At 71.2% G+C, this 24,385-nt stretch carries 20 protein-coding genes; 10 read left to right on the forward strand and 10 right to left on the reverse strand.

Annotated features, from left to right (window positions below; all coding sequences use genetic code 11):
* The first annotated feature begins 76 nt into the window (after positions 1-76).
* Together E1292_RS30990 and E1292_RS30995 are read left to right on the forward strand one after the other, a co-directional pair.
* Positions 77-1,150, forward strand: coding sequence for a TFIIB-type zinc ribbon-containing protein (locus E1292_RS30990; protein WP_132599316.1), 1,074 nt, complete (start codon positions 77-79; stop codon positions 1,148-1,150).
* 9 nt (positions 1,151-1,159) lie between these two features.
* Positions 1,160-2,119 carry a lysylphosphatidylglycerol synthase transmembrane domain-containing protein gene (locus E1292_RS30995; protein WP_132599318.1) on the forward strand — a complete coding sequence of 320 codons (960 nt, stop codon included), beginning with the start codon at positions 1,160-1,162 and terminating at the stop codon, positions 2,117-2,119.
* Here the strand turns inward: E1292_RS30995 and E1292_RS31000 are convergent.
* The 3 genes from E1292_RS31000 to E1292_RS31010 are packed head-to-tail and all read right to left on the reverse strand — an operon-like array spanning position 2,020 to position 6,070.
* Positions 2,020-3,081 (reverse strand): glycosyltransferase family 4 protein, encoded by a 1,062-nt coding sequence (locus E1292_RS31000; protein ID WP_132599320.1) that lies wholly within the window; start codon positions 3,079-3,081, stop codon positions 2,020-2,022. The genes E1292_RS30995 and E1292_RS31000 overlap by 100 nt on opposite strands.
* Positions 3,082-3,084: 3 nt before the next feature.
* Positions 3,085-4,014: a glycosyltransferase family 2 protein gene (locus E1292_RS31005; RefSeq protein WP_246090450.1), complete on the reverse strand. Its 930-nt coding sequence runs from the start codon at positions 4,012-4,014 to the stop codon at positions 3,085-3,087.
* A gap of 55 nt (positions 4,015-4,069) precedes the next feature.
* Positions 4,070-6,070 (reverse strand): glycosyltransferase family 39 protein, encoded by a 2,001-nt coding sequence (locus E1292_RS31010; protein WP_132599322.1) that lies wholly within the window; start codon positions 6,068-6,070, stop codon positions 4,070-4,072.
* A 159-nt stretch (positions 6,071-6,229) separates the two neighbouring features.
* Here E1292_RS31010 and E1292_RS31015 point away from each other — a divergent pair, with 159 nt between their 5' ends.
* From E1292_RS31015 to E1292_RS31035, 5 genes are all read left to right on the forward strand, one after another.
* Complete coding sequence (locus E1292_RS31015; protein WP_246090451.1) at positions 6,230-7,738, forward strand: hypothetical protein; 1,509 nt, start codon at positions 6,230-6,232, stop codon at positions 7,736-7,738.
* Between the two features lie 303 nt (positions 7,739-8,041).
* Positions 8,042-9,580 carry an LCP family protein gene (locus E1292_RS31020; RefSeq protein ID WP_246090452.1) on the forward strand — a complete coding sequence of 513 codons (1,539 nt, stop codon included), beginning with the start codon at positions 8,042-8,044 and terminating at the stop codon, positions 9,578-9,580.
* A 174-nt stretch (positions 9,581-9,754) separates the two neighbouring features.
* On the forward strand, positions 9,755-11,017 hold the full coding sequence (locus E1292_RS31025) for an acyltransferase family protein (RefSeq protein ID WP_132599326.1): 1,263 nt from the start codon (positions 9,755-9,757) through the stop codon (positions 11,015-11,017).
* 56 nt (positions 11,018-11,073) lie between these two features.
* Positions 11,074-12,036 carry a glycosyltransferase gene (locus E1292_RS31030; RefSeq protein ID WP_132599328.1) on the forward strand — a complete coding sequence of 321 codons (963 nt, stop codon included), beginning with the start codon at positions 11,074-11,076 and terminating at the stop codon, positions 12,034-12,036.
* A gap of 141 nt (positions 12,037-12,177) precedes the next feature.
* The gene (locus E1292_RS31035; RefSeq protein WP_132599330.1) at positions 12,178-12,891 is read left to right on the forward strand and encodes an acetoacetate decarboxylase family protein; all 714 of its coding nucleotides are present in this window, start codon (positions 12,178-12,180) and stop codon (positions 12,889-12,891) included.
* Between the two features lie 2 nt (positions 12,892-12,893).
* On the opposite strand, the gene E1292_RS31040 is transcribed toward E1292_RS31035, so the two are convergent.
* The 6 genes from E1292_RS31040 to E1292_RS31065 all read right to left on the reverse strand — a co-directional run bounded on the left by E1292_RS31040 (position 12,894) and on the right by E1292_RS31065 (position 18,678).
* A complete protein-coding gene (locus E1292_RS31040) occupies positions 12,894-13,778 on the reverse strand; it encodes a glycosyltransferase family 2 protein (RefSeq protein WP_132599332.1) in 885 nt (294 codons plus the stop codon).
* A gap of 187 nt (positions 13,779-13,965) precedes the next feature.
* Positions 13,966-14,733, reverse strand: a complete 768-nt coding sequence (locus E1292_RS31045) for a CDP-alcohol phosphatidyltransferase family protein (RefSeq protein ID WP_132599334.1) — start codon at positions 14,731-14,733, stop codon at positions 13,966-13,968.
* Positions 14,711-15,751, reverse strand: a complete 1,041-nt coding sequence (locus E1292_RS31050) for an iron-containing alcohol dehydrogenase family protein (protein ID WP_165974826.1) — start codon at positions 15,749-15,751, stop codon at positions 14,711-14,713. The genes E1292_RS31045 and E1292_RS31050 overlap by 23 nt, the downstream gene beginning before the upstream one ends.
* 27 nt (positions 15,752-15,778) lie before the next feature.
* Positions 15,779-16,513, reverse strand: a complete 735-nt coding sequence (locus tag E1292_RS31055) for a phosphocholine cytidylyltransferase family protein (protein ID WP_132599338.1) — start codon at positions 16,511-16,513, stop codon at positions 15,779-15,781.
* A 132-nt stretch (positions 16,514-16,645) separates the two neighbouring features.
* The gene (locus E1292_RS55105; RefSeq protein ID WP_281284069.1) at positions 16,646-17,254 is read right to left on the reverse strand and encodes a DUF5941 domain-containing protein; all 609 of its coding nucleotides are present in this window, start codon (positions 17,252-17,254) and stop codon (positions 16,646-16,648) included.
* 11 nt (positions 17,255-17,265) lie between these two features.
* The gene (locus tag E1292_RS31065; protein ID WP_281284070.1) at positions 17,266-18,678 is read right to left on the reverse strand and encodes a CDP-alcohol phosphatidyltransferase family protein; all 1,413 of its coding nucleotides are present in this window, start codon (positions 18,676-18,678) and stop codon (positions 17,266-17,268) included.
* Positions 18,679-18,790: 112 nt separating this feature from the next.
* Between E1292_RS31065 and ispD the strand changes: the two genes are divergently transcribed.
* Together ispD and E1292_RS31075 are read left to right on the forward strand one after the other, a co-directional pair.
* Positions 18,791-20,065, forward strand: a complete 1,275-nt coding sequence (gene ispD / locus E1292_RS31070; RefSeq protein ID WP_132599342.1) for a 2-C-methyl-D-erythritol 4-phosphate cytidylyltransferase — start codon at positions 18,791-18,793, stop codon at positions 20,063-20,065.
* A gap of 26 nt (positions 20,066-20,091) precedes the next feature.
* On the forward strand, positions 20,092-21,825 hold the full coding sequence (locus E1292_RS31075; RefSeq protein WP_246090453.1) for a CDP-glycerol glycerophosphotransferase family protein: 1,734 nt from the start codon (positions 20,092-20,094) through the stop codon (positions 21,823-21,825).
* 7 nt (positions 21,826-21,832) lie between these two features.
* Here E1292_RS31075 and E1292_RS31080 read toward each other — a convergent pair whose 3' ends face one another.
* Positions 21,833-22,849: a glycosyltransferase family 2 protein gene (locus tag E1292_RS31080; protein WP_132599368.1), complete on the reverse strand. Its 1,017-nt coding sequence runs from the start codon at positions 22,847-22,849 to the stop codon at positions 21,833-21,835.
* A gap of 82 nt (positions 22,850-22,931) precedes the next feature.
* On the opposite strand from E1292_RS31080, the gene E1292_RS31085 reads away from it, so the two are divergent.
* On the forward strand, positions 22,932-24,371 hold the full coding sequence (locus tag E1292_RS31085) for an LCP family protein (RefSeq protein ID WP_132599344.1): 1,440 nt from the start codon (positions 22,932-22,934) through the stop codon (positions 24,369-24,371).
* Positions 24,372-24,385: the final 14 nt, after the last annotated feature.

Raw genomic sequence — 24,385 nt, forward strand, 5'->3', positions numbered from 1 at the left:
CCCCTGCCGTTCGCCCCTGCCGTTCGCCCCTGCCGTTCCCCCTGCCGCCTGGCCTCGGGCCCCGAGAGGACCTCCCGTGAGCTCCCCCACCCAGACCCCCGCCCAGCCGTGCGCCGGCTGCGGCGCGAGCGTGGCCTTCGCGCCCGGGACGACCGTCCTGCGCTGCCCCTACTGCGGGCTCGAACAGCAGATCGCCCCGCCCGCACGGCGGGTCCGCGAGCACTCCTTCGACGCGTTCCTCGCCAAGCCCCGCGTCCACACCCTGGCCAGGCACCAGTTCACCTGCCCCGGCTGCGGCGCCCGCACGGAGAGCGACGCCCTGTCCAGGGCCTGCCAGTTCTGCGGCACCGCCCTGGTGGCCGACACGGCGAACGACTCCCAGATCGCCCCCGAGGCCGTGCTGCCGTTCGCACTCGACCGCGGCGCCGCCAGGAACTCGCTGCGCGGATGGGTGCGGACCCGCTGGTTCGCCCCCAACCGCCTCAAGAAGGTCAGCGAGGCGGAGACCATGAAGAGCACGTACCTGCCGCACTGGACGTTCGACGCGGCCACGGTCTCCGACTACACCGGACAGCGCGGCAAGCACTACTGGGTGACCGAGTCCTACACGTCCAACGGGCAGCGCAAGACCCGGCGGGTCCGCAAGACCCGCTGGTATCCGGCCGCCGGCCGGGTCGCGCGCGGCTTCGACGACGTGCTGGTCCCCGCCACGAGTCGGCTCCCCCCGGATCGGCTCAACGCTATGCAGCCCTGGCCGCTGGAGCGGGCGGTCGCGTTCCAGCCCGGCTACGTGACGGGGCACCACAGCCTCCGGTACGACACCGAGCCGCGGGCCGGCATGGAACTGGCCAAGGCCGTCATGCACGAGGTCATCGTGGGCGACTGCCGCCGGGACATCGGCGGCGACGCGCAGCGCGTGCACTCGGTGAACACCTCCTACTCGAACGTCACGTTCAAGCTGGTGCTGCTGCCGGTGTGGATCGGCAACTACCTGTTCGGCGGCAAGACGTACCAGGTGCTGATCAACGGGGTGAACGGGGAGGTCCAGGGCGACCGGCCGTACAGCGCGGTCAAGATCACGCTGGCCGTGCTCGCCGCGCTGGTCGTGCTCGCGGCGATGGTCTGGCTCGTCTGGGGAAGGAACGCGTAGCCTGGCCCAATGCTCCGCCGCCTGCTGCGCGTCGTCCTCGCCCTGGTCGCGCTCGGTTTCCTGGGTTACGGCCTGGCCGGGAACTGGGAGGAGACCACCGCCGCCGTGGCCGCCATGTCGCCGTGGGCGGTGCTGGGGGCGTTCGCCGCGGTGCTGCTCGGCCAGTTCTTCATGCTCGTGGCCTGGCGCGAGATCCTGGCGGGGCTCGGCACGCGGGTGCCGCTGCGGGTGGCCGGGCGGATCATGTTCGTGGGCCAGCTCGGGAAATACATTCCGGGCGCGGTGTGGGCGTACGCCGCGATGATGGACCTCGGCCGTGACCACGGCAGCCCGCCGCGGCGCACGTTCGCGACGATCTCGCTGGGTCTGGTGATCAACATCGGAGTCGCGATCTCGATCGCCGCCGCCACGCTGGGCTCGCAGGAGGCGGTGCGGCAGGCCTGGTATCTCTTGCTGATCGTGCCGGTGATCATCGTCTGCCTGCACCCCAAGGTGCTCACCTGGGGTCTCAACCTCGCGCTGCGGGTCGCGCGCAAGGAACCGCTGGAGAGCGTGCTGCCCGGCCGCACGGTCGTCGTCGCGGTGGCGTGGACGGCGCTCGGCTGGCTCGTGTACGGCGTGCACATCTGGCTGCTGGCCGGCACCGCCGACCTCTACATCGTGGCCACCGGCGCCTACGCGTTCGCGTGGGCGACCGGCATCCTCACCGTCGTCGTGCCCGCGGGGGTCGGCATCAGGGAGGGCGCACTGGTGCTGGTGCTCGGGCCGATCGTCGGCACCCCCGCCGCGCTCGCGGTGGCGATCGTGTCGCGGCTGGCGTTCACCCTGGCCGACGCGACGGCCGCGGGGGTGTCGTGGCTGCTGGGCCGTCAGGCGCCGAGCAGCGCCCCGGTGTACGCGGACCAGAACGGCTCGGGATCGACCGCCTTGACCCCCGACCGCAACCTCTCGGGCTCGCCGGAGGCGTAGAACCGCTCGATCGCCTCGCGGAGCGCGCCGGCGTCGCCCGGCTCGACCAGGAGCCCGTCGACGCCGTCGGTGACGTGGTCGGCGAGCGCCCCGACGCGGGTGGCGATCACGGGCACGCCGTGCTCGTGGCCGAGCCAAACGTTCTGGCTGGCGGTCGCCGTGCGGTAGGGCAGCACGAGCGCGTCGGAGGCGGCGAACAACGCCGGCACGTCCTCGGCCGCCACGTAGCCGGGCCGCAGCTCGACGCGGTCGCCGAGGCCCAGCTCGGCGACCAGCGCCCTGGTCTCGTCGAGCCCGCCCCAGAACTCGCCCGCCACCGTCAGCGCGACGCCGTCGGGCAGCGCCCGCAGCAGCAGGTCGAGCCCTTTGTACGGCCGGACGATGCCGAAGAAGAGCAGCCGGCGGTGCACGGCGGTGGACCTCGCGGCGGTGGTCGAGGGCAGGTGCGGCGGCAGCCCGGCCACGCTCACCGGCCTGCCGGTCAGCCCTCTGGCCAGCGCGGCCTGCTGCTCGGAGTGGGTCAGCACGGCGTCGACCCGCTTGAGCAGCGCCCGCATCAGCGGCTGGTCGTAGGGTTTGCGCTCGTGCGGCAGCACGTTGTGGCAGAGGGCGACGGCCTTGGCCTTCCGCCCCAGGCCGAGCAGGATCCCCAGGTAGGCCGGGACCTGCACCGGGCTCAGCACCGCCAGCACGACCAGGTCCGCCGAGCGCAGCCGCCGCCCCGCCGCGACCCATCCGTCGGGCCGCCGCCAGTCGAGCCGGCGCGCGGTCTTCGGATAGGGGCTGCCCTCGGGCGCGGAGATCGTCTGCCGGCCGGGATAGAGGAAAGACGGATATTGGGCTCGCCACGACTCGATCACCACGTCGTGCCCCAGCGCCGCGAGCCGGTGTGCCAGCTCGGTGGTGTGCTGGGCCCCGCCCCCTTTGTACGGATAGGTCGGGCCGACGATCGCGATGCGCACCGGTCAGTCCCCGCGCGAGCGCACGATCAGGTCCGCGAGCAGCGCCACCGACCCGATCAGCAACCCGGACAGGAAGATCATGACGGTGTTGGCCGGGAAGTAGAACGGCTTCTCGATCATGTCCCAGATGCCCTTCACGAGCCCGATGCCCACCAGCCACAACGCGGGCGGCATCAGCACCTTGAGCGGGTTGAAGTACATGATCATCCGCAGCACCTGCAGGATGTAACGGTAGGCGTCGGAGACGAAGCTGAACTTCGACTTGCCGGCCCGCTTGGCGTAGCCGATCGGCAGGTAGTAGACGTCGTGCTGGTTGGACAGGAACGACAACGTGATCGTCGTGACGCAGGAGAATCCGGGAGGCAGCAGCCGCAGGTAGGGCTTGGCCACCGGCCTGCGGAAGGCCCGCAGCCCGGAGTTGAGGTCGGGGATCTTCTGCCCGGCAAGCTTCTCCGCCACCTTGCGGATCACCCACTTGGCGGGGACCCGCAGCAGCTTGTGCGAGCCCTCCTCGCTGGTGCGCGCGCCGACCACCATGTCGATCGTGGGATCCTTCTCCAGGATCTGCACCAGCTCGGGGATGCGCTCGTTGGGGTAGGTCATGTCGGCGTCGGTCCACACGACGATCTCGCCCTTGGCCTCCTGCGTGCCGATGCGCCGCACGGTGCCGGCGCCGCCGTTGCGGTGGAAGGCGCGGATGCGCAGGTGGGGGTAGCCGGGCGCGGCCTCTTTCAGCCTGGCCAGCGTCTCGTCACTGGAGCAGTCGTCGACGGCCACGAGTTCGTAGGAGTAGCCGCTCGAGTCCATCGCCTTGGTGATGCGCTCCACCTCGTCGATGACGTGATCCTGCTCGTTGTAGCAGGGAAGGACGATCGTGACGTATGGCGCTTCTTCCACGGCAGGTCCACTCTTGGAGGCGTCAAGCGTGCTCACGGGGATCGAGGTTACTCTGCCCAGGGGAGCACCGAGTCTACCCTACAAGATCATCTTATTCGGACACGGCCATCCAGACGTTCATCCGCAGGGTCCAGGTGCCGTTCGGGGCCTCGATCAGCGAGCGCTCGTCCTGGCGCGCGACCAGCGCCAGGATCTGCGTCGCCCGCCCGTACGGCGCGACCTGGTCCTCGTCGGCGGCCAGCACGACCGGCACGCGCCCCGTGCCCCGCACCCGCTCGATCAGACGGCGGACCTGGTCCTCCGGGGCGACGTCGGTGAGCACGCGCTTGACCGCGGCCGCGGGACGCCCGCACGTGCCCCGCACCGCCTGCATGAACCGGTCACCGGTGACCCGCTCCACGAACAGCACCGACGCGTTCTCCGGGAGCTGGCCGCACATCGCCTGGACCGCCGCCGCCTCGCCCCGCTCGATCGGCGTGAACGCCGTGCCGATCGAGGTCACGGCCGGGGGCACGAGCACCAGCACGACCGCCAGCGCCGTGCCCCAGCGCCGGAGGCGTGTGCCGCGCCGGCCCGCCCGGTCGCGCAGCCAGGCCAGCGCGTACGTGGCGAGCAGGATGAGCCCCGGGATGACGACGGGGACCAGGCGGCGGGCCGCCCACGGATGGTCAGGGGTGATCTCGGGCCGCAGCAGCGTGGTGACGGTCGTCCAGCCGACCACCGCGAGCGGCAGCAGCCACTCGAACGGCGTGCCGTCGCGCAGCAGCCGGCGGACGAGCAGGGCCGCGGCGACCGTGGCCAGCACGACCGCGGGCAGGCCGACGTACCAGACCGCCCAGTGCAGCGAGTATTCGAAGTAGAGCCGGCTGCCGTCGGGGTCCATGCCGTTGGCCCGCTGGATCGCCTCGATCATGGTGAACGTGCGCTGGTCACCCGCATGCGTGGGCACCCGGGTGACCGTCTGCACCCACGGCCGCGCGTAGAGGCCGGCCATGAGGAGCACGGTCAGCCCGGCCCCCGCCATCGGCAACCACCCCGGCGGCCGCAACCGCGCCAGGAACGGCGCGGCGGCCGTGCCGGCGGCGGTGAGCACGAGCACGCCGGCGCAGATGAGCAGCAGCGGCCGGATCGAGCCCGCCAGATAGCCCAGATATGGTCGGGCCAGCACGTATCCGCCGAGCATCCCCAGCCCGCCGCCCGCGACCAGACCGGCCAGCAGCCCCGGGCCCAGAGCGCCCTTGTTCCTGGCCGAACGCCGCATCGCGACCAGCAGCCCCGCGAACGCCAGCACCGGCAGCACGTCGCGCAGCCCGTCGATCCTGACCAGCACGGCAAGCCCGAACACCAGCCCCGCCAGCACCCCGCGCCACCACCCCGGCCTGGCGAGCGCGTCGCAGACCAGCGACAGGCCGCCGAACAGCAGGATCAGCGACGGGATCTCGCTGAACGTGGTGCGCGAGGTGTAGAGGATCGGCAGGCTCACCGCGAGCGCCACCGCCGCGACCACCGCCCACCGCGCGCCGGCCAGCCGCGCCACCACCCCGGCCAGCGTGAGCACGGCCAGCGCGCCCAGCACGGCGGGCATGGCGAACGGCGCGCCGAACCAGTTGCCCACCGCGAACAGCAGCGGCGCCCCCGGCATGAACTGCGGCACCACCCCGCCGGGCACGTCGAAGAACCCGACGCCGGCGAAGATCAGCCAGGGGTCGAACCCGCCGAACGCCTCGGCCTGCCTGGGGATGGGCAGCGAGCCGTGGTCCGCGATCCAGGCAGCGTAGAGCGCGTAGGTCGCCGGATCGCGCCTGACGGCGACCTGTTCGCTGTGCAGCACCGTGTTGAACACGCCCGACGCCACGGCCACCGCCACGACCCCCGCGACCTGCCAGGATGTGGCCTCGACCAGCTTGCCGAGCCGCCGCGTGCCCGCCCGGCACAGCAGCGCGGCGGCGGGCAGCCCGAGCAGCGCGGCGGGCAGCGGCGCGAAGTGGCCGAGCAGCAGCAGCGGCAGCCCGGCCAGCAGCCACCCCGCCACGGCGAGCGCGGGCAGCACCGAGAGCGCGGCGAGCACCCGGCCCGGTCGATCGTGTCCCATCGGTGAGCGAGCGTATCCAACCGCGAGCACCGGGCAGGCCCATGGCAGGGGTGTGGCGCGCCGCCGCCCGGCCGACGGACATGGCACGGGCTCCGCGCGATCGCCGGTACCGTACGGTGGCAGACCGCCCGGGGGTGGCGGACCGCGCACCTCTGCGGCGTGCCGGAGATTCGGGAGGACGTACGGGTGATGTCGGAGGCTCGTGCGGAGGCGCCCGCGCCGGCCCGCCAGGGCAGGCGGCGTCTCCCGCGCGACACCCGCCGCCTGGCCCAGCGCCTGGTACGACGGCACGGATGGTTCCTGGCCGTGCTCGGCCTCGGCACGGCATTGCGCGCCCTGGCCATGGCGGGTTACCGGCCCGCCCTGTGGTTCCCCGACACCTACACCTACGTCGTCACCGTCTTCCACCCGCGCCCCGACCTGGTGCGGCCGGCGGGCTACTCGATGTTCCTCAAGCTTCTCGAGCCGCTGCACTCCTTCGCCGCGGTCACGGCCGTGCAGCACCTGCTCGGGCTGGCCACCGGCGTGCTCGTCTACGTGGCGGCCCGCCGTATCGGTCACCGCGCCCACCGGGCGCCCCGGTGGGCGGCCACGCTGGCCGCCGTTCCCGTGCTGCTGGACGCGTACCAGATCGAGCTCGAGCACCTGCTGGTCGCCGACACGCTCTTCACGTTCCTGGTCGTGGCCGGCGTCTCGCTCGGCATGACGCGGCGGCCCGCCACCGTCGCCGCCATCGGGCTCCTGCTGGCCGCCGCCGTGCTCACCAGGACGGTCGGCCAGCCGCTGATCGTCGTGCTGGCCGGCTGGTTCGTGCTGCGCGGGCGCATCCGGCCGGCCGGGGTGCTGCTCGCTGCCGCCCTGGTGCCGCTCGTCGCGTACGGCGCCTGGTTCTACGCCACCTACCAGCGGGTCGGCCTGGTGGGCGCGAACGGCGCCTTCCTCTACGCTCGCACGATGTCGTTCGCCGACTGCGCCAGGATGGACCCGCCGCCCGATCTGAAGGTCCTGTGCGACCCGCGCCCGCCGGAGCGGCGGCCGCCCTCCCAGGAGTACATCTGGGCCAAGGACTCCCCCCTGGTCCTGCGGCCGGGGATCACGTTCACCAAGGAGAACGACGAGCTCGCGGCCAGGTTCGCGGCGCTGGCGATCACCACCCAGCCGCTCGACTACGCCGCCTCCGTGCTGGGTGAGCTGGGCCGCACGTTCGCCTGGGGCCGCCCGGTCTATCCTGACGCCGAGATTTACGGCTACTACGAGTTCCCGGTCACGGAGCCGGGCCCGCCTGGCCGTTATCCCGCGCAGGTCGGCGCCGAATATGCCAAGCTCTACGAGCAGGGTGCGATCGGCACGGAGATCGTCGAGCCTTACGCCGGATGGCTGCGGGCCTACCAGAGCGCAGCGCGGCTGCCCGGCCCGGTGCTCCTGGGGGTGCTGCTGGTGCCGCCGGTGGTGGCCGTCGCCGGGCTCCGGCGCAGGCGGCAGGGCCGGCCTCGCGCGGGAGCTCCGGCCTGGCTGGTGCCCTGGTCGGCGGCCGTCGTGCTGCTGGTCACACCGGCCGCGGCCGCCGAGTTCGACTATCGCTACGTGCTGCCGGCCGTACCTCTGGCCTGTCTGGCGGCGGCCCTCAGCCTCAGCTCTGATTTGCTGCGACGAGTACCCGGAGGGTGAAAAGAGTTTGGCGATGATATTCCACCCAATGTCCGGCTCTGAGTATGCTTTGCCGCGAAAACGTCACACCCGGGCCACGACCGTTCCCCACGATCATGGCCACGGGCACGCCGCACGTGTCCTACTCTCGTTGCCCGGAGCGACCAAGCCGGCGCGTCAGGCGCAAGAAGTGAGGCTAGGGGGCGTATGAGCGACTACAGGGGCGCGCCGGTAGCCGATTTTCCGCACGACCATCGAGGCGCTCACTCCCAGCCCGGCAGCAGGATGGCCCGCAGAGCGGCGGGCTCCGCACCGCCTCCTCCCATGCCTCCCGACGACGACGGACCACCCCGCGGCCACCGCGGCGGCGGTGGCCAGGGCGGCAAGATGCGGGTGCTGGCCTGGGTCAGCATCGGCGTCACCTCGCTCATGGTCGCGGGCGCGCTGACCGGCTACGTCGTCTACCGCGACGCCTTCGGCAACATCAAGCAGAAGAGCATCAACGACGACATCATCAACCCGCGGCCCGTCGACACCGGCGCGCTCAACGTGCTGCTCGTGGGCTCCGACACCCGCGCGGGCGAGGGCAACGCGAAATACGGCCAGAAGGCGGCCAGGCAGGCCGACGGCGGCGGCAAGCGCACCGACACGATCATCCTGCTGCACATCTCCCCCGACCGCGACCAGGCCCGGCTGATCAGCTTCCCGCGCGACTCGATGGTGCAGATCCCTAAGTGCAAGAACGAGACCACCAAGCAGGAGATGCCCCCGCGCCGCGACATGATCAACTCGGCGTACAACTCGGGCGGCGTCGCGTGCACGATCTCCACGCTCGAGACCCTCACCGGCATCCGCGTCAACCACTTCGTCGAGGTCGACTTCAGCGGCTTCAAGAACATCGTCGACGCCCTGGGCGGCATCGAGATCTGCCTGAAGTCCGGCGTCAACGACAAATATTCCAAGCTGGTGCTGCCGCCCGGCAAGAGCCTGCTCAACGGCGAGAAGGCCCTGGGCTACGTGCGCCTGCGCAAATACGGCAACGGCAGCGACCTCCAGCGCATCAAGCGGCAGCAGATCTTCCTGAGCAAGGTCATCGCCAAGGCCACCAGCAGCGAGCTCATGACCGACGTCGGCAAGCTCAGAGACTTCATCTCGGCCGCCGCCGGCTCGGTCACCATGGACCCCGCGCTCGCCAACGACACCGAGAAGCTCATCTCCATCGCCATGAGCACGAAGCAGCTGACGGCGAAGGGGGTCGAGCTCACCACGGTCCCGGTGCTGCCCGACCCGGACAACCCCGAGGCCCGCGTGATCTGGAGGCAGCCCGACGCCGACAAGCTGTTCACCGCGATCAAGACGGACACCGAGGTCACCGAGCCGTCGCCGTCCGCCAGCGCCAGCGCCAGCTCCAAGCCCAAGGTCACGCCCAAGCCGGAGCAGGTGCGGGTCCAGGTGCTCAACGGCACCAAGACCACCGGCAAGGCCGGCGAGGTCGCCGACCAGCTGGCCGAACAGGGCTTCAAGGTGGTCGAGGTGGGCAACTACGAGGCCCCGGGCGGCGCCAGCCTGGCCAAGAGCGAGGTCCACTACGCCAAGTCGATCGAGACGGCGCCCGACTACGCCGACGTGCTGGCCAAGGCCGTCCTGCCCAAACCCTCACCGGCGTCGGGCAAGGTCAAGGCGACCGGGGCGCAGCCGTACACGTCCGCGACGACCAGCACCGGCGCGGCCAAGCTCAAGGGCACCCCGGTGATCCAGTTCGTCATCGGCGAGGACTTCGACTCGGTCAAGGTCAATAAGCTTCCCGACAGCGTCAAGGAAAGCACCATCACCGCATCCGAGCAGAAGAACGTGTGTGTCTGACACTCCAAGTTCGCTGTGTAATCGGGTCATATCTCCCGCGCGAGGGACAGCACCCTTGAGAGCGGGATAGTGTGTTGCGGGTCGGCGACGCAGCGCGACACGGGGCCGTAAGGTCGTCCGGGTCGTGCTGCCGTCGTGTTCCCCGGCCCCCGAGCGAAGCTGAGCGACTCCCCAGTGTCTGACACCAGATGGTCCCGACAGGTCACGACCCCGCGGAGCCCCGACGGCGAGGGCGGGCCCGCCGACACGGGAGCCCGATGGCCGCTGCCGGAGGAGACCTTCTGGAGCGAGGCCACCGACCCGCACGGCGTGCCGCCCGGCGAGCGCACCGCGCCGCAGCCGGCGGTGCGGGCCGATCGTCCCGTGATCACGACGCCCGCCGCGCAGCCCCAGGCGCAGCCGCAACCGCAACCGCAGCCCAAGCAGGGCGAGCAGCCGCCCAAGCGCAAGCGCGACCCGTTCCTCGACAACGTCAAGTTCGTCCTGATCGCGCTCGTGCCGCTGGGCCACTCCCTGGTTCCGACCCTCTCGGCAGACTCCTCCAGGTCGCTGTACATCTTCATCTACACGTTCCACATGCCGCTGTTCGTGCTGATCAGCGGCTACCTCTCCAGAAATTTCTGGAACTCCAACGCGAAGACCAACAAGCTGGTCGACACGTTCCTCGTCCCCTACGTGATCGTCGAGGTCGGCTACGCCGCCCTCCGCTTCGCGCTGGGCGAGAAGTGGAGCCTGACGATCATCGACCCGGCGTGGCTCAACTGGTATCTCCTGGCGCTGCTGTTCTGGCGCCTCTCCACGCCGGTGTGGAAGCGGATGAAATATCCCGTCCCCGTGGCGATCGCGATCTACCTGTTCGCCGGGTTCTCGCAGATCTCGGGCGACTTCAGCATGGACCGCTTCTTCGGCCTCATGCCGTTCTTCGTCATCGGCCTCGTGATACAGCCCGAACACTTCGAGCTGCTCAACCGGCGCTGGATCAAGATCGTCTCGGCGGTCACGGTCCTCGGTGCGGCGGCGGTGGCCATCTACATCGCGCCCAACGCCCCGCTCGGCCCCTTCTACTACAAGAACAGCTTCCAGGACCTCGACCTGTCCTGGTACATGGGGCTCGGGCTGCGCATCGGCCTGCTGGTGTGCGCCATGGCCATGTGCTTCGCCGTGCTGGCGCTGGTGCCCAGGAAGGAGACCTGGTACACCGACCTCGGCACCCGCACGCTCTACTGCTACCTGCTGCACGGCATCCCCGTGCTGATCGCTAAGGACCAGGGCTGGCTCGAGCTCCCGTGGCTGCACGGGCCGCTCGGCGTGCTGGCGATCAGCTTCAGCTCCTTCGCGCTGGCGATCGTGTTGTGCCTGCCGGAGACCCGCACGGTCTTCAAGTGGGTGCTTGAGCCTCGCCTGACCTGGCTCTACCGGCGCCCATCCCGAAGTTAAGCAGCCGTTCGGCCCGCATTAACGCCATTGACCTGGTCAGCGCCGAGCATCGACACATGCGCGCATGTGTCGCCACGACCGTCCACCATCCCGAGGACGCCCGGATCATGCACCGGCAGATCCGGGCGCTGCTCGACGCGGGCCACGAGGTGACCTACGTCGCGCCGTTCACCTACTTCAACGTGACGCCGGCCCTGGGGCTCAGGGCCGTCGACGTGGCGTACCACGCGTCGTCTGGACGGGCCCGCGCGGCGCTCAGGCGCGGCGTGAAGGACGCGGACCTTCTGCTCGTCCACGACCATCGGCTGCTGCGCACGCTGCCCCACCGGCGCCCTCCTGTCGTCTGGGACGTACGCGAACAAGTGACCCCGGCGCAGCTCGCCCGGGCGGGACGCCGGCACCGGGTGATCACGCCCGCGGTGGTCCCGGAGGCGACCCTGGTGTCGGCCGGACCACCTCCACCCGGCGACACCAGGGTCGTGCACATCGGCCGCCTGTCGGCCGAGCGCGGCGTGACGGAGCTGATCGGGCTGGCCGAGCGGCTGGTCCCGCACGGGGTCAGGCTGGACCTGATCGGCGCGGCGGCCCGCGACGTGCGGCCGCTGCTGCGCGACGCGCAGCGTGTCGGCCTGCTCGACTGGTACGGGTACGTGCCCAACCGGCACGCGCTGCGCATGGCCGAGGGCGCGCTGGCGGGCCTGTCGCTGGCCGGCGACACGGTGCGGACGGCACCCACCAAGATCATGGACTACATGGGCCGCGGGCTGCCCGTGATCACCACCCCGCAGGCCGCCTCACCGGTCGAGAGGGCCGGCTGCGGCCTCGTGGTGCCCCTCGACGTGGACGCCGTCCTGAACGCCGTCCTGGACCTCAAGGAGGACCCGGCACGCCGGCTCAAGCTGGGCGCGCTGGGCCACGCCGAGGCGCGCCTGCGCCACCACTGGCCGGACCACGCGCAGGACTTCGTGCGCCGCGCGGAGTCGTGGGCCGGCCTGCCGGCGCACGCGCTGGCGGTCTAGGGGCCCGGACCCGGTCCGATCCAGGGGTGGTCAGGTCGAAGGCGACGTCGGCCACTGATGACTCCCCCGTGCCGGTGGGAAACTCAGACGGCACCGGGGCGGGAATGGTCACACGGCTTGCCGGTTGATGTACTGGGAACCATGGCATCGCATCTGATCCAGGGCCGGACGGTCGGCATGCCGGTGCGGGTGCGGGACGCGGAGATCTGCGGCGCCTTCTATCCGGTGCGCGCCGACGCCGCCAGGGCGGTCATCGCGTACTCCGGGCTCGACGTCGCCGAGTTCCTGCCCGGCAAGGCCGTCTGCGTGCTGCTGTTCGTCGACTACCGCGACGGCGATCTCGACGCCTACCACGAGTTCGGCATGGCGTTCCTGGTGCGCCCTCCGGGCGTGTCGGGGCCCATGAGACCGGCGGACCTGCCGAAGGCCGGGGTGTTCGTGCACTGGTTGCCCGTCGACCAGCAGTTCACGCTGGAAGCCGGGCGGACGTTGTGGGGGTTCCCGAAGGAGCTGGCCGACATCGAGTTGCGGCTCGGATCGCCGTACAAGCGGTGTGTGCTGCGCAAGGACGACCGGCTCGTGCTCGACATGCTGGTCAGGCCGGGCGTGCCGGTGCCGGGCGCCACCGTCATGGCGCCGCTGGACGCGTACACGCACCGGGAGGGCGTGACGCGGCGCGTGCCCTGGTCGGTGCGGGCGCGCGGCGCCACGGCCCGCCCCGCCGGGGCGCTGATCCGCCTGGGCAACCATCCCATCGCCAAGGAGCTGAGCGAGCTGGGGCTGCCGAAGCGGGCATTGTTCAGCGTGCACGTCTCGCGCGCCGAGATGGTCTTCGGCGCGGCCGAGGAGGCCTGAGCTCAGACGATCGGCGGGCGGCCCAGCTTGACCATGCGCCAGGCCGTGCGCCAGGCCATGGGGCGGCGCTCGCCCGCGGGGGTGCGCAGGCCCTCGAAGAAGCCGGCGAACCACGCTTTGAGCGCCCCGCCCGAGCCGCGCTCGCGCACGATGGTGAGGACGACCCAGTTGGTGAGGTAGAGGAACGCCAGCGGCCACGGCAGGTTGCGCCGGGCCAGCCAGACCCGGTTGCGGGCGTTGAGCCGGTAGAACTCGGTGTGCCGCGTCGGCGGCACCTGCGGGTGGTACATCACCGTCTCGGCGTCGTATTCGATGCGGTAGCCCTCGCCGAGCAGCCGCCAGGCCAGGTCGGTCTCCTCGTGCGCGTAGAAGAACCGCTCGGGCAGGCCGCCCACCTGCAGGAAGGCCGAGCGCCTGATGGCCGAGGCGCCGCCGAGGAACGTCGTGACGGGCGAGGAGCGCTGCGGATCGCCCGCGCGCAGGCGGGGGACGTGACGCCGCTGCCCGATGCCGCCGTCGGGGTCCATCACCCGGAAGGAGATCACCGCGAGGTCGGGCTCGGTGGCGAAGCGGTCGCGCACGTGGGCGACCACCTTCTGGCTGGCGTACCAGCCGTCGTCGTCGAGGAACAGCACGACGTCGCCCGAGCACTCCTCCACGCCGCGGTTTCGGCCTGCGGGGATGCCGGTGTTCTGGTCGAGCCGGATCGCTTTCACGACCGCGGACGACCCCTCGGGTGGCGTCGCCGACACCTCGGGCACGTCGGCGCCATTGCCTACGATCACCACCTCGACGTCGCCGTCGACCTGGTTGAGCGCGGACTCGACCGCCCGGTTCAGCTCCGCGACCCGGTTGCCCATGGTGAGGATGACGCACGAGATCTTCAACGAATCATCGTCCTGACGCGTTGAGAGCACGGGCGGAGCATTCTTTCATGATCACCGAGTCTGCTGGTCTGCATCATTAGGGATATGGGTGGAGCTAAGCGTATCGGAACCGTCAGTGAACCCCCACCGAACGGCGGACGTCCGATCAATACGACGGACGAGGGGCCCTTCCGGTTCCGAAATGAGATCACGCAAGTCGCCTCGATGCCAGGATGCTGACCAAATGCAGGACAACCTGTAGGCAGGCGGCGACGAAACAGGCGACGAGCAACACTCTGGTGGGGGTGAGGTCGCCGATCGCCAGATCGATCACCGCGGTCGCCAGCGCGAGCAGCGACAGCTCCACCGGCTGCACGATGCGGTGGAACTTCGTCGCCGACAGCACCCGCCTGCCCAGCCCCAGCAGCCCGGAGCTGAACTGGCCCACGGACGCCTCGGTCGCGGCCGCCAGCCCGCCCTTGGCCCGCGCCACCTCCACGAGGTCGGTCTCGGCCTTGATGAGGATCGCGCCCAGCGCGGCGGCCACCCCCAGCACGGTGTACCAGTCGGGCAGGACGGCCGAGGCCCGCCAGCCCAGCCCGGCCAGCAGCGCCGCCTCGGTGAAGTAGGCGCCGACGCGGTCGAGGTAGACGCCGACCAGCGAGGTCTTCCCCGTCCAGCGGGCCAGCTCGCCGTCGGAGCAGTCGAGCAGGAGGTAGACCTGGATGAGCAGCGCGGCGAACACGGCAGCCCAGAGCCCTGGCAGGGCCAGCACGACGCCGGCCACGATGCCGGCCAGCGTCATCACCCACGTGAGCTGGTTGGGCGTGACCGACGTCTTGGCCATCAGCCACGTGACGTAGATGGACATCCTGCGCATGTAGAGGACGCCCGCCCAGTGCTCGCCGTTCCTGCGCTGGAGGTGGCCCTCGGGCTGGGCGACCCGCCGCAGCTCAGCGACCGAAGGCCCGGACATAGTCCTCCACCCGATCGTGGATCTCGGAGTCCTGCATGCGCAGGTGCTCCAGGATCGTGTAGCGGCCGGGACGGGTGGCCGGCGCCAGCGCGACGGCCTCGGCGAACTGCTCGCTGGACAGCCCGATGTCGGAGGGGACGACCGGCAGCTCGTGCCGGCGCAGGCAGTCGGTCACCTGCGTCACGCGAGCGTCGTCCTCCCTGAGGAAGAAGCAGAAGGCGGCACCGATGCCGGCGAGCTCGCCGTGGTTGGAGGTGCCGGGGAAGAGCTGATCCACGGCATGAAGGATCTCATGGTCGCCACCGCTCGCGGGCCGGGACGAGCCGGCGATCACCATCGACATGCCCGACAGGATCAGCGATTCGGCCAGCACGGTGAGGAACGCGTCGGACTCGATGGAGTCGGCCCGCCCGATCAGCGCCTCCGCGGCCGTGCGGGCCATGGAGCAGGCCAGCCCGTCGATCGGCTCGCCGCGCTCGACGTTGCCGAGCTGCCAGTCCTCGATCGCCGACAGGTTGCTCACCACGTCGCCCACGCCCGCCCGGACGAGCTGCTGCGGCGCGTTGTGCACGAAGTCGAGGTCGACGAGGATCGCCAGCGGCATCGGCACCCCGAACGTGCCCTTGCCGCCGTCGTAGACCAGGGAGGCGGTGGGCGAGCAGATGCCGTCGTGGGCGAGGTTGGTGGCCACGGCCACCATCGGGATGCCGGCGAGCGACGCGGCGTATTTCGTCGCGTCGATCGTCTTGCCGCCCCCGACGCCGACCACGACTTCGTAGGCGCCCTTGCGCAGGTCGGCGCCGAGCGAGACGGCCGCGTCGACCGTGCCGTCGGCCACCCGGAAGATCTCGGCCTCGTCCAGGGTCGGCGCTATCAGGCTTTCGATGTGGTCGCCCTGGCCCGGCCCGACGGCCACGGCGACCCTGCCGGAGGTGGCCACGCGGCTGTCGGCCAGCAGCGCGCCGAGCTCCGCCACCGCGCCCCGCCTGACCTGCATGGTCAGCGGCGTCGGCAGCATTCTCGCTAGAAGCGGCATCGCGCCCCCTCAGTAGCGCACGGCTATGGTGCGGGCCTTGGCCAGGTCGTCGTGGTTGTCCACCTCGACCCAGTCGACCTCGCCGATGGGCGCCGCGTGGATGAGCTCGCCGCGCGCGACCATCTCCTGATAACCGTCCTCGTAGTAGAGCTGCGGGTCGCGCTCGAACGTCGCCTTGAGCGCGTCGGCCAGCCGCTCGGCGGCGCCCGGCCGGATGAGGGTGGCGCCGATGTACTCGCCGTAGGCCTCGGCCGGGTCCATCAGCTTGGTGATGCGGCGCAGCGCGCCCTCCGGCGAGAGCGTGACCTTCATCTCCTCGTCGGCGAGCTTTTTCACGTTGTCGACGGCCAGCAGGATGTCGCTCGTCTCCGGCGCCGACAGCAGCGTCTTCTCGACCGAGACCGGGTGCACGGTGTCGCCGTTGACCAGCAGCGCGCCCTGGGCGAAGTAGTCGCGCGCGCACCACAGGGAGTAGGCGTTGTTCCACTCCTCGGCCTTGTCGTTGTGCACGAGGGTGAGCTTGACGCCGTGCCTGTCCTCCAGCTCCTCCTTGCGGTCGTGGACGGCCTGCGCCGCGTAACCGACGACGACCACGACCTCCCGCAGGTCCACCTCGGCAAGGTTGCGCAGCGAGATGTCCATGATCGTGGTTTCGCCGTCGACCGGCACGAGCGCCTTGGGCAGCGTGTCGGTGTACGGCCGCAGGCGTCGTCCGGCCCCAGCGGCCAGAACCATTCCCAGCAACGTGCACTCCTCAGTCGTAACGTGCGGCGGGGCACTGGACGCGACCCGCGCAAGGGATGGGGCGGGTCGTCGGACGCGCCACCGTAGGCCCAAAGGTTAGTTCCCTTTCGGCCTACGGTGGGCAATCTGCCATCAGTCTTGTGTTCCCGTTTCGGCCGCTTCCGCCCCCGCCTGGGGGGCGGCCAGCCAGCATGTGAGGCTCTCCCAGCCGAACAACGCCCACAGGTAGAGCGCGAACAGCACATAGCCGCCGGTCAGCCAGCCCGTGAGGGCGACCAGCGAGACCGCCATCATCCGCCCGTCCCAGCCGAGCCCGAACGTGGACAGCCAGGCCGGCGCGTAGACGCGCTGGCGCAGCCGGTGGACCAGATCGTAGTGGTGGAAGGCCAGCGCGCCGAGCAGCAGCATGATCAGCACGGGGTGCACCCCGTGGGCGAACCCGCACGCCGCGATGAAGCTGTACTCGATGACCCGCAGGATGGGCGGCACGAGCCAGTCGAGCCGGCCGTCGTGCGCGTGGCTGCTGCCCGGCCCGGCCAGCAGCAGCGTCACGGCGGGCGCGAACACGACGAGCCCGTCGGACCCGGCCACGCCGAGCACCAGCAGCACCCCGGTGACGAACGTGCCCGCGATCACCGGCGGAAGCGGCGGGAGCTGCCCGGCCACGAGCATGCCCATGGCGCGCGAGAGCGGCCCGTCGTCGCGGTAGGCCACGACCGTGCTGCTGGGGACGGGTGCCATGTGAACCGATGTCACCGTGCCGACCTCGCGATCCGTCCGCAGAGCTGGTAGAGGGCCGCCACGCCGCCCCAGCACAGCAGCGACAGGAACGTGACCCTGGCGTTCCAGCCGGCGGCGGTGATGGCGATCAGGGCGGTGCGCTCGCCGATGGGCAGCACGATGATCTTCTTGAGCCAGCGCGCCGCGGTGTCGCGTTCGAGCCGCTGGGCGAGGCCGAGCACTCCCCTGGCGCGGCGGGCGTCCTCCGACTCCAGCAGGGAGCGGGCGGGCCGGCCCCAGAGAGCGCCGACGCGGGCGGCGTCGGCCACGGCCCCCGCGTACGCGTAGTCGACGGCGTGCCGGACGATCTGGAGGATCATCGCGGCGACGGCGAGATACCAGATGCCGGACCCGCCGAACCCGGCGGCCAGGCCGATGTAGACCACGTATTCCTTGAGCCGGTCGGCCATGCCGTCGGCCCACGCGCCGAGCGGGGAGAAGGTGCGGGTGTAGCGGGCGAGCTGCCCGTCGAGGCAGTCGAGCGCGAACGACAGGTAGAGCAGCCCCGCCCCGGCCAGCCGCGCGCCCGGGGTGCCGGCGGAGAACCAGACGGCCGACAGCAGCGCCAGGCCGACGGAGACGCCGGTGACGGTGTTGGGCGTCAGCTTGAGCGTGGCGGCCGGCTTGATCAGGTGGCGGGTCCAGGTGGAGACGAAGTAGGTGGCGAAGAAGCCGTCGTCGTGTTTGACGGCGGTCTCGACCTTGACCTTGGCCTCGTCGACCTCGGCCAGCTTGGCCAGGGCGTTGTCCGCGGAGATCTGGCCGGTCACCCGGTCGGCGTGCAGCGGCCCGAGCGTCGCCGCGCGCACGGCCACGCCCGATCTGACCAGCCCGACGAGCAGCAGGTCGACGGCCTCTACCGGGGTGACGGGGCCGAGGCGGCCGGTGTCGGCCAGCTCGGCCAGCTCCTCCGCGATGTCGGCCAGCACGCCGAGGTCGGCCTCGGCCGCCTGGAGCAGGCCCCTGAACGTGGCGTTCGCCTCGGGGACCAGGTGGAACGAGCTGCCCGCGGCGACGACCTTGCCGCCTTCGACGCGTACGGGCGGCCGGAGCGGCGCCGCGGCCGTCTCGCGGCAGACCAGCGCGCCGGTGTCGCGGGCCGGGTGTTCGAGCAGCAACGCCAGCGCCTCGGTGTGGACCACGAGATCGGCGGGCAGCACGGCGACGGCGCCGGCGGCGGTGCGGGCGATCTTGGCCACCCCCCGCAGGTCGGCGCCGAGGCCGCCGCTGGGGGTGACCACCTGCACCTCGCGCACCGGCAGCGTGGCGAGCTGGTCACTGAGCCGGTCGAGCAGCGTGCCGTCGGCGCAGGTGAGCCCGCATGCCGGGGTCGTGGCGAGGACCACGACCGTGGTCGTGCCACCTCGCGTCATTGAGTCGGGCAAGGCACAGGTCTCCTCCCGGTCGGGTCGGGAGTGCGTGGACACGTGGGTGCGTAGCCACAGCGTAGCGACAGGTCAACGCGATATCACGGAACAGGACCGTTAGGCTCGCGGTATGACGTCACGGCTGCGGTCGGTTGGGGTGCTCCTCGCGGGCGGCGTGGGGCAGCGGTTCGGGCACGACACGCCCAAACAGCTCGTCGAGGTCGCCGGGCGGACGATCATCGAGCACTCGCTGGCGGCGTTCGAGCGCGCCCCCGAGATCGACGAGATCGTGGTGCTGATGACGCCGGGACACGCCGACCGCGTGCGCGAGATCGTGGCGCGGGGCGGCTACGGCAAGGTCAGCCAGGTCGTCGACGGCGGCGCGAGCCGCACCGAGAGCACGTGGCGAGCGCTGCGGGCGCTGGGCGCGCAGGAGTGCAACGTGCTGCTGCACGACGCCGTGCGCCCGCTCGTGGAGCCGCGGATCATCGCCGAGTGCGTCAGGGCGCTGCGCGAGCATCCCGCCGTCAATGTGGCGATCCCGAGCTCCGACACGGTCCTGGTGGCCGAGCCGGCGCCCGGCGGCGAGGTGATCGGCGACGTGCTCGACCGGTCGCGGCTGCGGCGCAGCCAGACGCCTCAGTGCTTCCGGCTCTCCCTGATCCGCGAGGCGTACGAGCGGGCGATGGCCGATCCCGGCTTCGGCGAGCGGCCCGCCACCGACGACTGCGGCGTGGTGCTGCGCTACCTGCCCGGCGTCCCGATCCATCTGGTGCCGGGCAGCGAGCACAACATCAAGGTCACCCATCCGGCCGACCTGCACATCGCCGAGCGGCTCTTCCAGCTCGCCGCCAGGGTGCCGGCGGGCGATCCGGGAGGGCTCGACGGGCGGGGCGTGGTGGTCTTCGGCTCCGCGGAGATCGCGGAGCTGGCCGCCGCCCGCGGCGCCCGGGTGCACGCCTTCTCCGAGGCCGACGGGGTGCGCGTCGACGACGCCGATGCGGTGGCCAAGGCCCTCGACGGCGTGGGAGACGTCGACCACGTGGTGAACGCCGCGGTCGCCGGCCACGCGGGCGGGCTCGCCGAGGCCACCGCCGGGAGCGTCGCCGACGCGGTCGGCGTCAACCATCTGGGAGCGCTCAACGTGGCCCGCGCCGCCCGCCCGCACCTGCGCGGCAGCCTGCTGCTGCACAGCCCGCCCGGTTCCGGGGCGCTGGACGCGGCTTCACGGGCCGCGGTGGCCGGGCTCACCCGGGCTCTCGCCCGCGAATGGGCCACCGACGGCATCCGGGTCAACTGCGTCAATACCGGCACGTCTCCGCACCTCATCGCGCAGACCTCGCTGGACATCCTCATCTCCGACCTATCAGGGCAAGTCATAGAGGCAGGCGTGGACGGCGCTTGACCTGAAGCTTGTTACCGTGCGATCACATGAGGAGACTCATCGTGATCGCGGCACTGCTCGGCTGCTACCCCGTCCTGCTGGCGTCGGCCCTGTGGCCGGCGCCGGTGCTGTTCGGGGCCGTCGCCGCGGCCTCCTACCTGGTGGAGCGGGTGGCCCCGCGGGCCGCCAGGCCGCTGCCCGACCTGCTGTGCAAGGTGCACCTCGGACTCACGCTGCGCTTCGCGGCCAGGGAGACCATGGCGCTGCTGCTGGTGGCGCGGACGGCCGGGCCCGACTCGCCGTGGTTCCTGGGGATGGCGGCCGGCGTGTTCGCGATCCACGTCGTACGGGCCGGGCACGCGGGGCTGGCCCTGCGGCTCAAGCAGATGCTCAGCCGGATGCCGGTGACGACCCGCAACCTCGACGTCTCCGCGCTGCGCATCCCCAAGTTGCCGCCCCGCTTCCTGCGTGACGACCGCAGCGTGCGCTTCCTCTATCTCGACGCGCTGCCGGTGCTCGGCGCGGCGTTCGACGCCAGGATGGCGGCCCTGGGCGCGGGCCTGGCCGTCGCGCTCGGCGCCGCCGGCACGCTGGCGCTCATCCCGTACGTACGGCGCGCCGCCCCGCTCACCGACGGGGCGAGGGTCATGGAGGTTGTCAGCAAGCAGGTCGAGAGGTACCGGCCCGAGGTCATCCTGTACTTCTCCGGCGCCCCCGCGGCCGCCTACCAGGCCCGGATGTGGCTGCCCGTGCTCGAACGCATCGACAGGCGCGCCATCGTCGTGCTCCGCGAGCGGGGCATGGCCGCGCATCTGGAGCCGACCACCCTGCCGATGTTGTGCTTCCCGTCGTCGGCCGACCTGATGAGCTTCCGCGCCCTGGCCGGCGCCAAGCTGTGCCTGTACGTCTCCAACGCCGGCCGCAACGTCCACATGCTGCGCATCCCGACCCTGCGCAGCGTGTTCCTCAACCACGGCGACAGCGACAAGGAGGCGTCGTTCAACCCGTTCTCCCGGGTCTACGACGAGGTGTGGGTGGCCGGGCCGGCCGGCCGCGACCGTTACCGGCGCGCCAGGGTCGGGGTCAGGGACGAGAACATCCACGAGGTCGGCAGGCCGCAGCTCGAGGGCATCGCGGCGGAGGGGCCCGGGCTGCCGTACCGGACCGTGCTGTACGCCCCCACCTGGGAGGGCTGGAGCGACGACCTGCTGCACACGTCGCTGATCAGCATGGGCCCGCGCATCGTGCGGGCGCTGCTCGACCACCGCCCGCGCCTGCGCGTGATCTACAAGCCGCACCCGCTGACCGGCCACCGCGACAAGAGCGCCGTCCGGGCGCACCGGAAGATCGTCGCCATGATCGAGGAGGCCGAGCTGGCCACGTCGAAGGCCAGGCACCCGTCGGCGGCGGCCGGCGAGGCGCCGGCGATCAGGCACCTGATCGTCACCGGCGCCGAGCCGCATCTCTATGACTGTTTCAACGAGTGCGACATGCTCGTCACCGACATCTCCAGCGTCGTGGCCGACTTCCTGGCCAGCGAGAAGCCGTACGCGGTGACGAACGTGGCGGGCCTGCCGGAGCAGGCCTTCCACGAGCGTTACCCGAGCACCGAGGCGGGCGAGCTGCTCGGCCAGGACCTGGCCGGGCTGGCGGACTTCCTCAACGGGAAGGACACGCTGGCCCGGGCCAGGATCAAGCTCAGGAGCTATCTGCTCGGGCCGGAATATCCCGACGCGCTGGCGCGCTTCAACGCCGCCATCGAGCGGGTGCTCGCGGGCTGAGCGGCCGTCACCGCGGCGGCCTGGCCAGCTTTCTGGGGCTGGTGAGGAAACCCCAGCCCCAGGAGCAGTGCATGGTGGCGTACACGATCGGCAGGCGCAGCTTCGCGGCGGCCGGCAGCCCGCTGCCCGTCAGCGCCGAGCCGGCCACGATGGCGAGCGCGTAGCCCCCGGGGACGATGAGCGCCAGCGGGAAGAACGGCGAGGCGGCCAGCGCGAGCAGCATGGCCAGCACCGCGGCGGGCGGCGCGAGATAGCGCAGGTTGATCGTGCCCTCGTGGGTGCGCGCGACCACGCGCCGCCAGCGGCCGTAGTGGAAATACTGCCGGGCCAGCGCCTTGACGTCGGGCCGCGGCCGGTAGGAGACCCGCATGCGCGGCTGGAACCACACCAGGCCGCCGCTCTGGCGGATGCGGTGGTTCATCTCCCAGTCCTGGGCGCGCTGGAAGTGCTCGTCGTAGCCGCCCACCCGGTCGAGCGCCGAGCGCCGGAACACGCCGAGGTAGACGGTGTCGGCCGGGCCGGCCGTGCCGCCCACGTGGAAGGCGGCGGCGCCCACGCCGATCTTGGAGGTCATGGCGCAGGCCACGGCCTGCTCGAACGGCGTGACGCCCTCGGCCGCCATCACGCCGCCGACGTTGTCGGCGCCGGTCTCCGCCAGCGTCTCGACCGCCACGCGCAGGTAGTCGGAGGGCAGCATGGCGTGCCCGTCGACCCTGGCGATGATGCCGTTGCGTGACGCGGCGATGGCGGCGTTGAGCGCGTTGGGAGTGCGGCCCGTGGGGTTGGGCACGACGGTCACCCGTGGATCGGCCGCCGCGATGGCCTCGGCGACCTCCTGGGTGCGGTCTCGAGACGGACCCACGGCGAGGACGACCTCGATCTCACCGGGGTAGCTCTGGGCGAGGACCTGGTCGACGGCCTCGCGGAGATGCCGCTCCTCGTTGAGGACCGGCATGACGACGGAGATGGGGGGCCAGGCACGCGTCTCCGCGGGGGCGTGCGGCGAGTCGGGGAACTGCTTCATGGCGGGGCTCACGCTACTGTACGGGCAGGGGAGGAGGGCAATCGAAAGCCCGATCCTCCGGCGTGAACAGAGGGGGACTTGCATGCGCGAGCCGGGCGAGGAGGACGCCGGTGTGCTCGTGGGCGGAGACGCCTATGGCGGCGTCAAGCTCGCACCCGTCCGCACCCGCAGGCCGCTCAGGAGCGCCAAGGCCCGCCGCCGCAACGTGCTGATCGCGGGTTTCCTGTCCACGTGCGTGCTGGTCACGACCGGTGTGGTGTGGGCGACCCCGCGCCAGATCGGCACGGTCGACGCGGGCGTGACCGCGTCCTCCTCCAGCGGCGCCGAGAACATCCTGCTGGTGGGCGTCGACAAGCGCGACGACCTGACCCGCCAGCAGCAGAACCGGCTCAAGCTGGGCCGCGAGTCCGGGCAGCGCACCGACACCATGATGGTCATCCACCTGTCGGAAGACCACCGCAAGGTCACGGTGGTGAGCCTGCCGCGCGACACCTGGGCGACGATCCCCGGCAAGGGCGACCACAAGATCAATTCGGCCTACCAGTTCGGCGGGCCCAAGCTCGCCAGGCAGACCGTCGAGTCCGTCACCGGGCTGCAGATCAACCGCTACATCGAGGTCAACATCCTCGGCTTCATCGACGTCGTCGACTCACTCGGCGGGGTCACCGTCTGCACGCCGGTGCCGATCAACGACCAGAGGATCGCGCTCAACCTGCCCGCCGGCACCCACAAGCTCGACGGCGTCCAGGCGCTCGGCTACGCCCGCACCCGCGCCACCGCCCGTTCCGACCTCGACCGCATCGACCGGCAGCAGCAGGTCATCTCCGCGCTGCTCAACCGGGCGCTGAGCGCGGGCACGCTGGCCAACCCCGGCACGCTGGCCTCGTTCGTCAACTCGACGCTGAGCACGGTCAAGGTCGACCCCGACGACGGGCTGATCGGCCTCGCCACCCAGCTCAGGGACGTCTCGCTGGAGGACGTGAAGTTCGCCGAGGTGCCGCTGGCCGACGTCGACTACAAGACGCCGACCGGGGAGTCAGCGGTGTTGTGGGACAAGGGGGCGGCCCGCGACATGTTCGCCAGGATCGACGCCGACCGCGACCTGGCCGCGCCCACCCCGTCGGCCGACGCCACGCCGTCGGCCGGGCCGTCTCCCATCCCGCCGGAGAGCGTCTCGCTCAGGATCAAGAACGGCACGCTGATCAACGGTCTCGGCGCGCGCACCAAGGAGGCGCTGGTCGCGTACGGGTTCAAGGTGCCCGGCCAGCCGGGAAACACCAGGCAGCACGACTACGAGAAGACCGTCGTGCGCCACGGCAAGGGCCAGGAGGACGCCGCGCGGGTGGTGGCCGACGCCATCCCCGGGTCCGAGGTGCGCGAGGTGGACATCGACGGCATCGAGCTGATTCTCGGCAGCGACCAGCCGAAGGTCCGGCAGAAAAGGTCGAAATCCATGCCGACCGCGAAGCCGAGCGTTACACCATCCACCAAAACGGCAATGCAGAACATATGTAAGAAATAGGCATATCTTTCTGC

Source organism: Nonomuraea deserti (assembly GCF_004348685.1).
GTDB lineage: Bacteria > Actinomycetota > Actinomycetes > Streptosporangiales > Streptosporangiaceae > Nonomuraea > Nonomuraea deserti.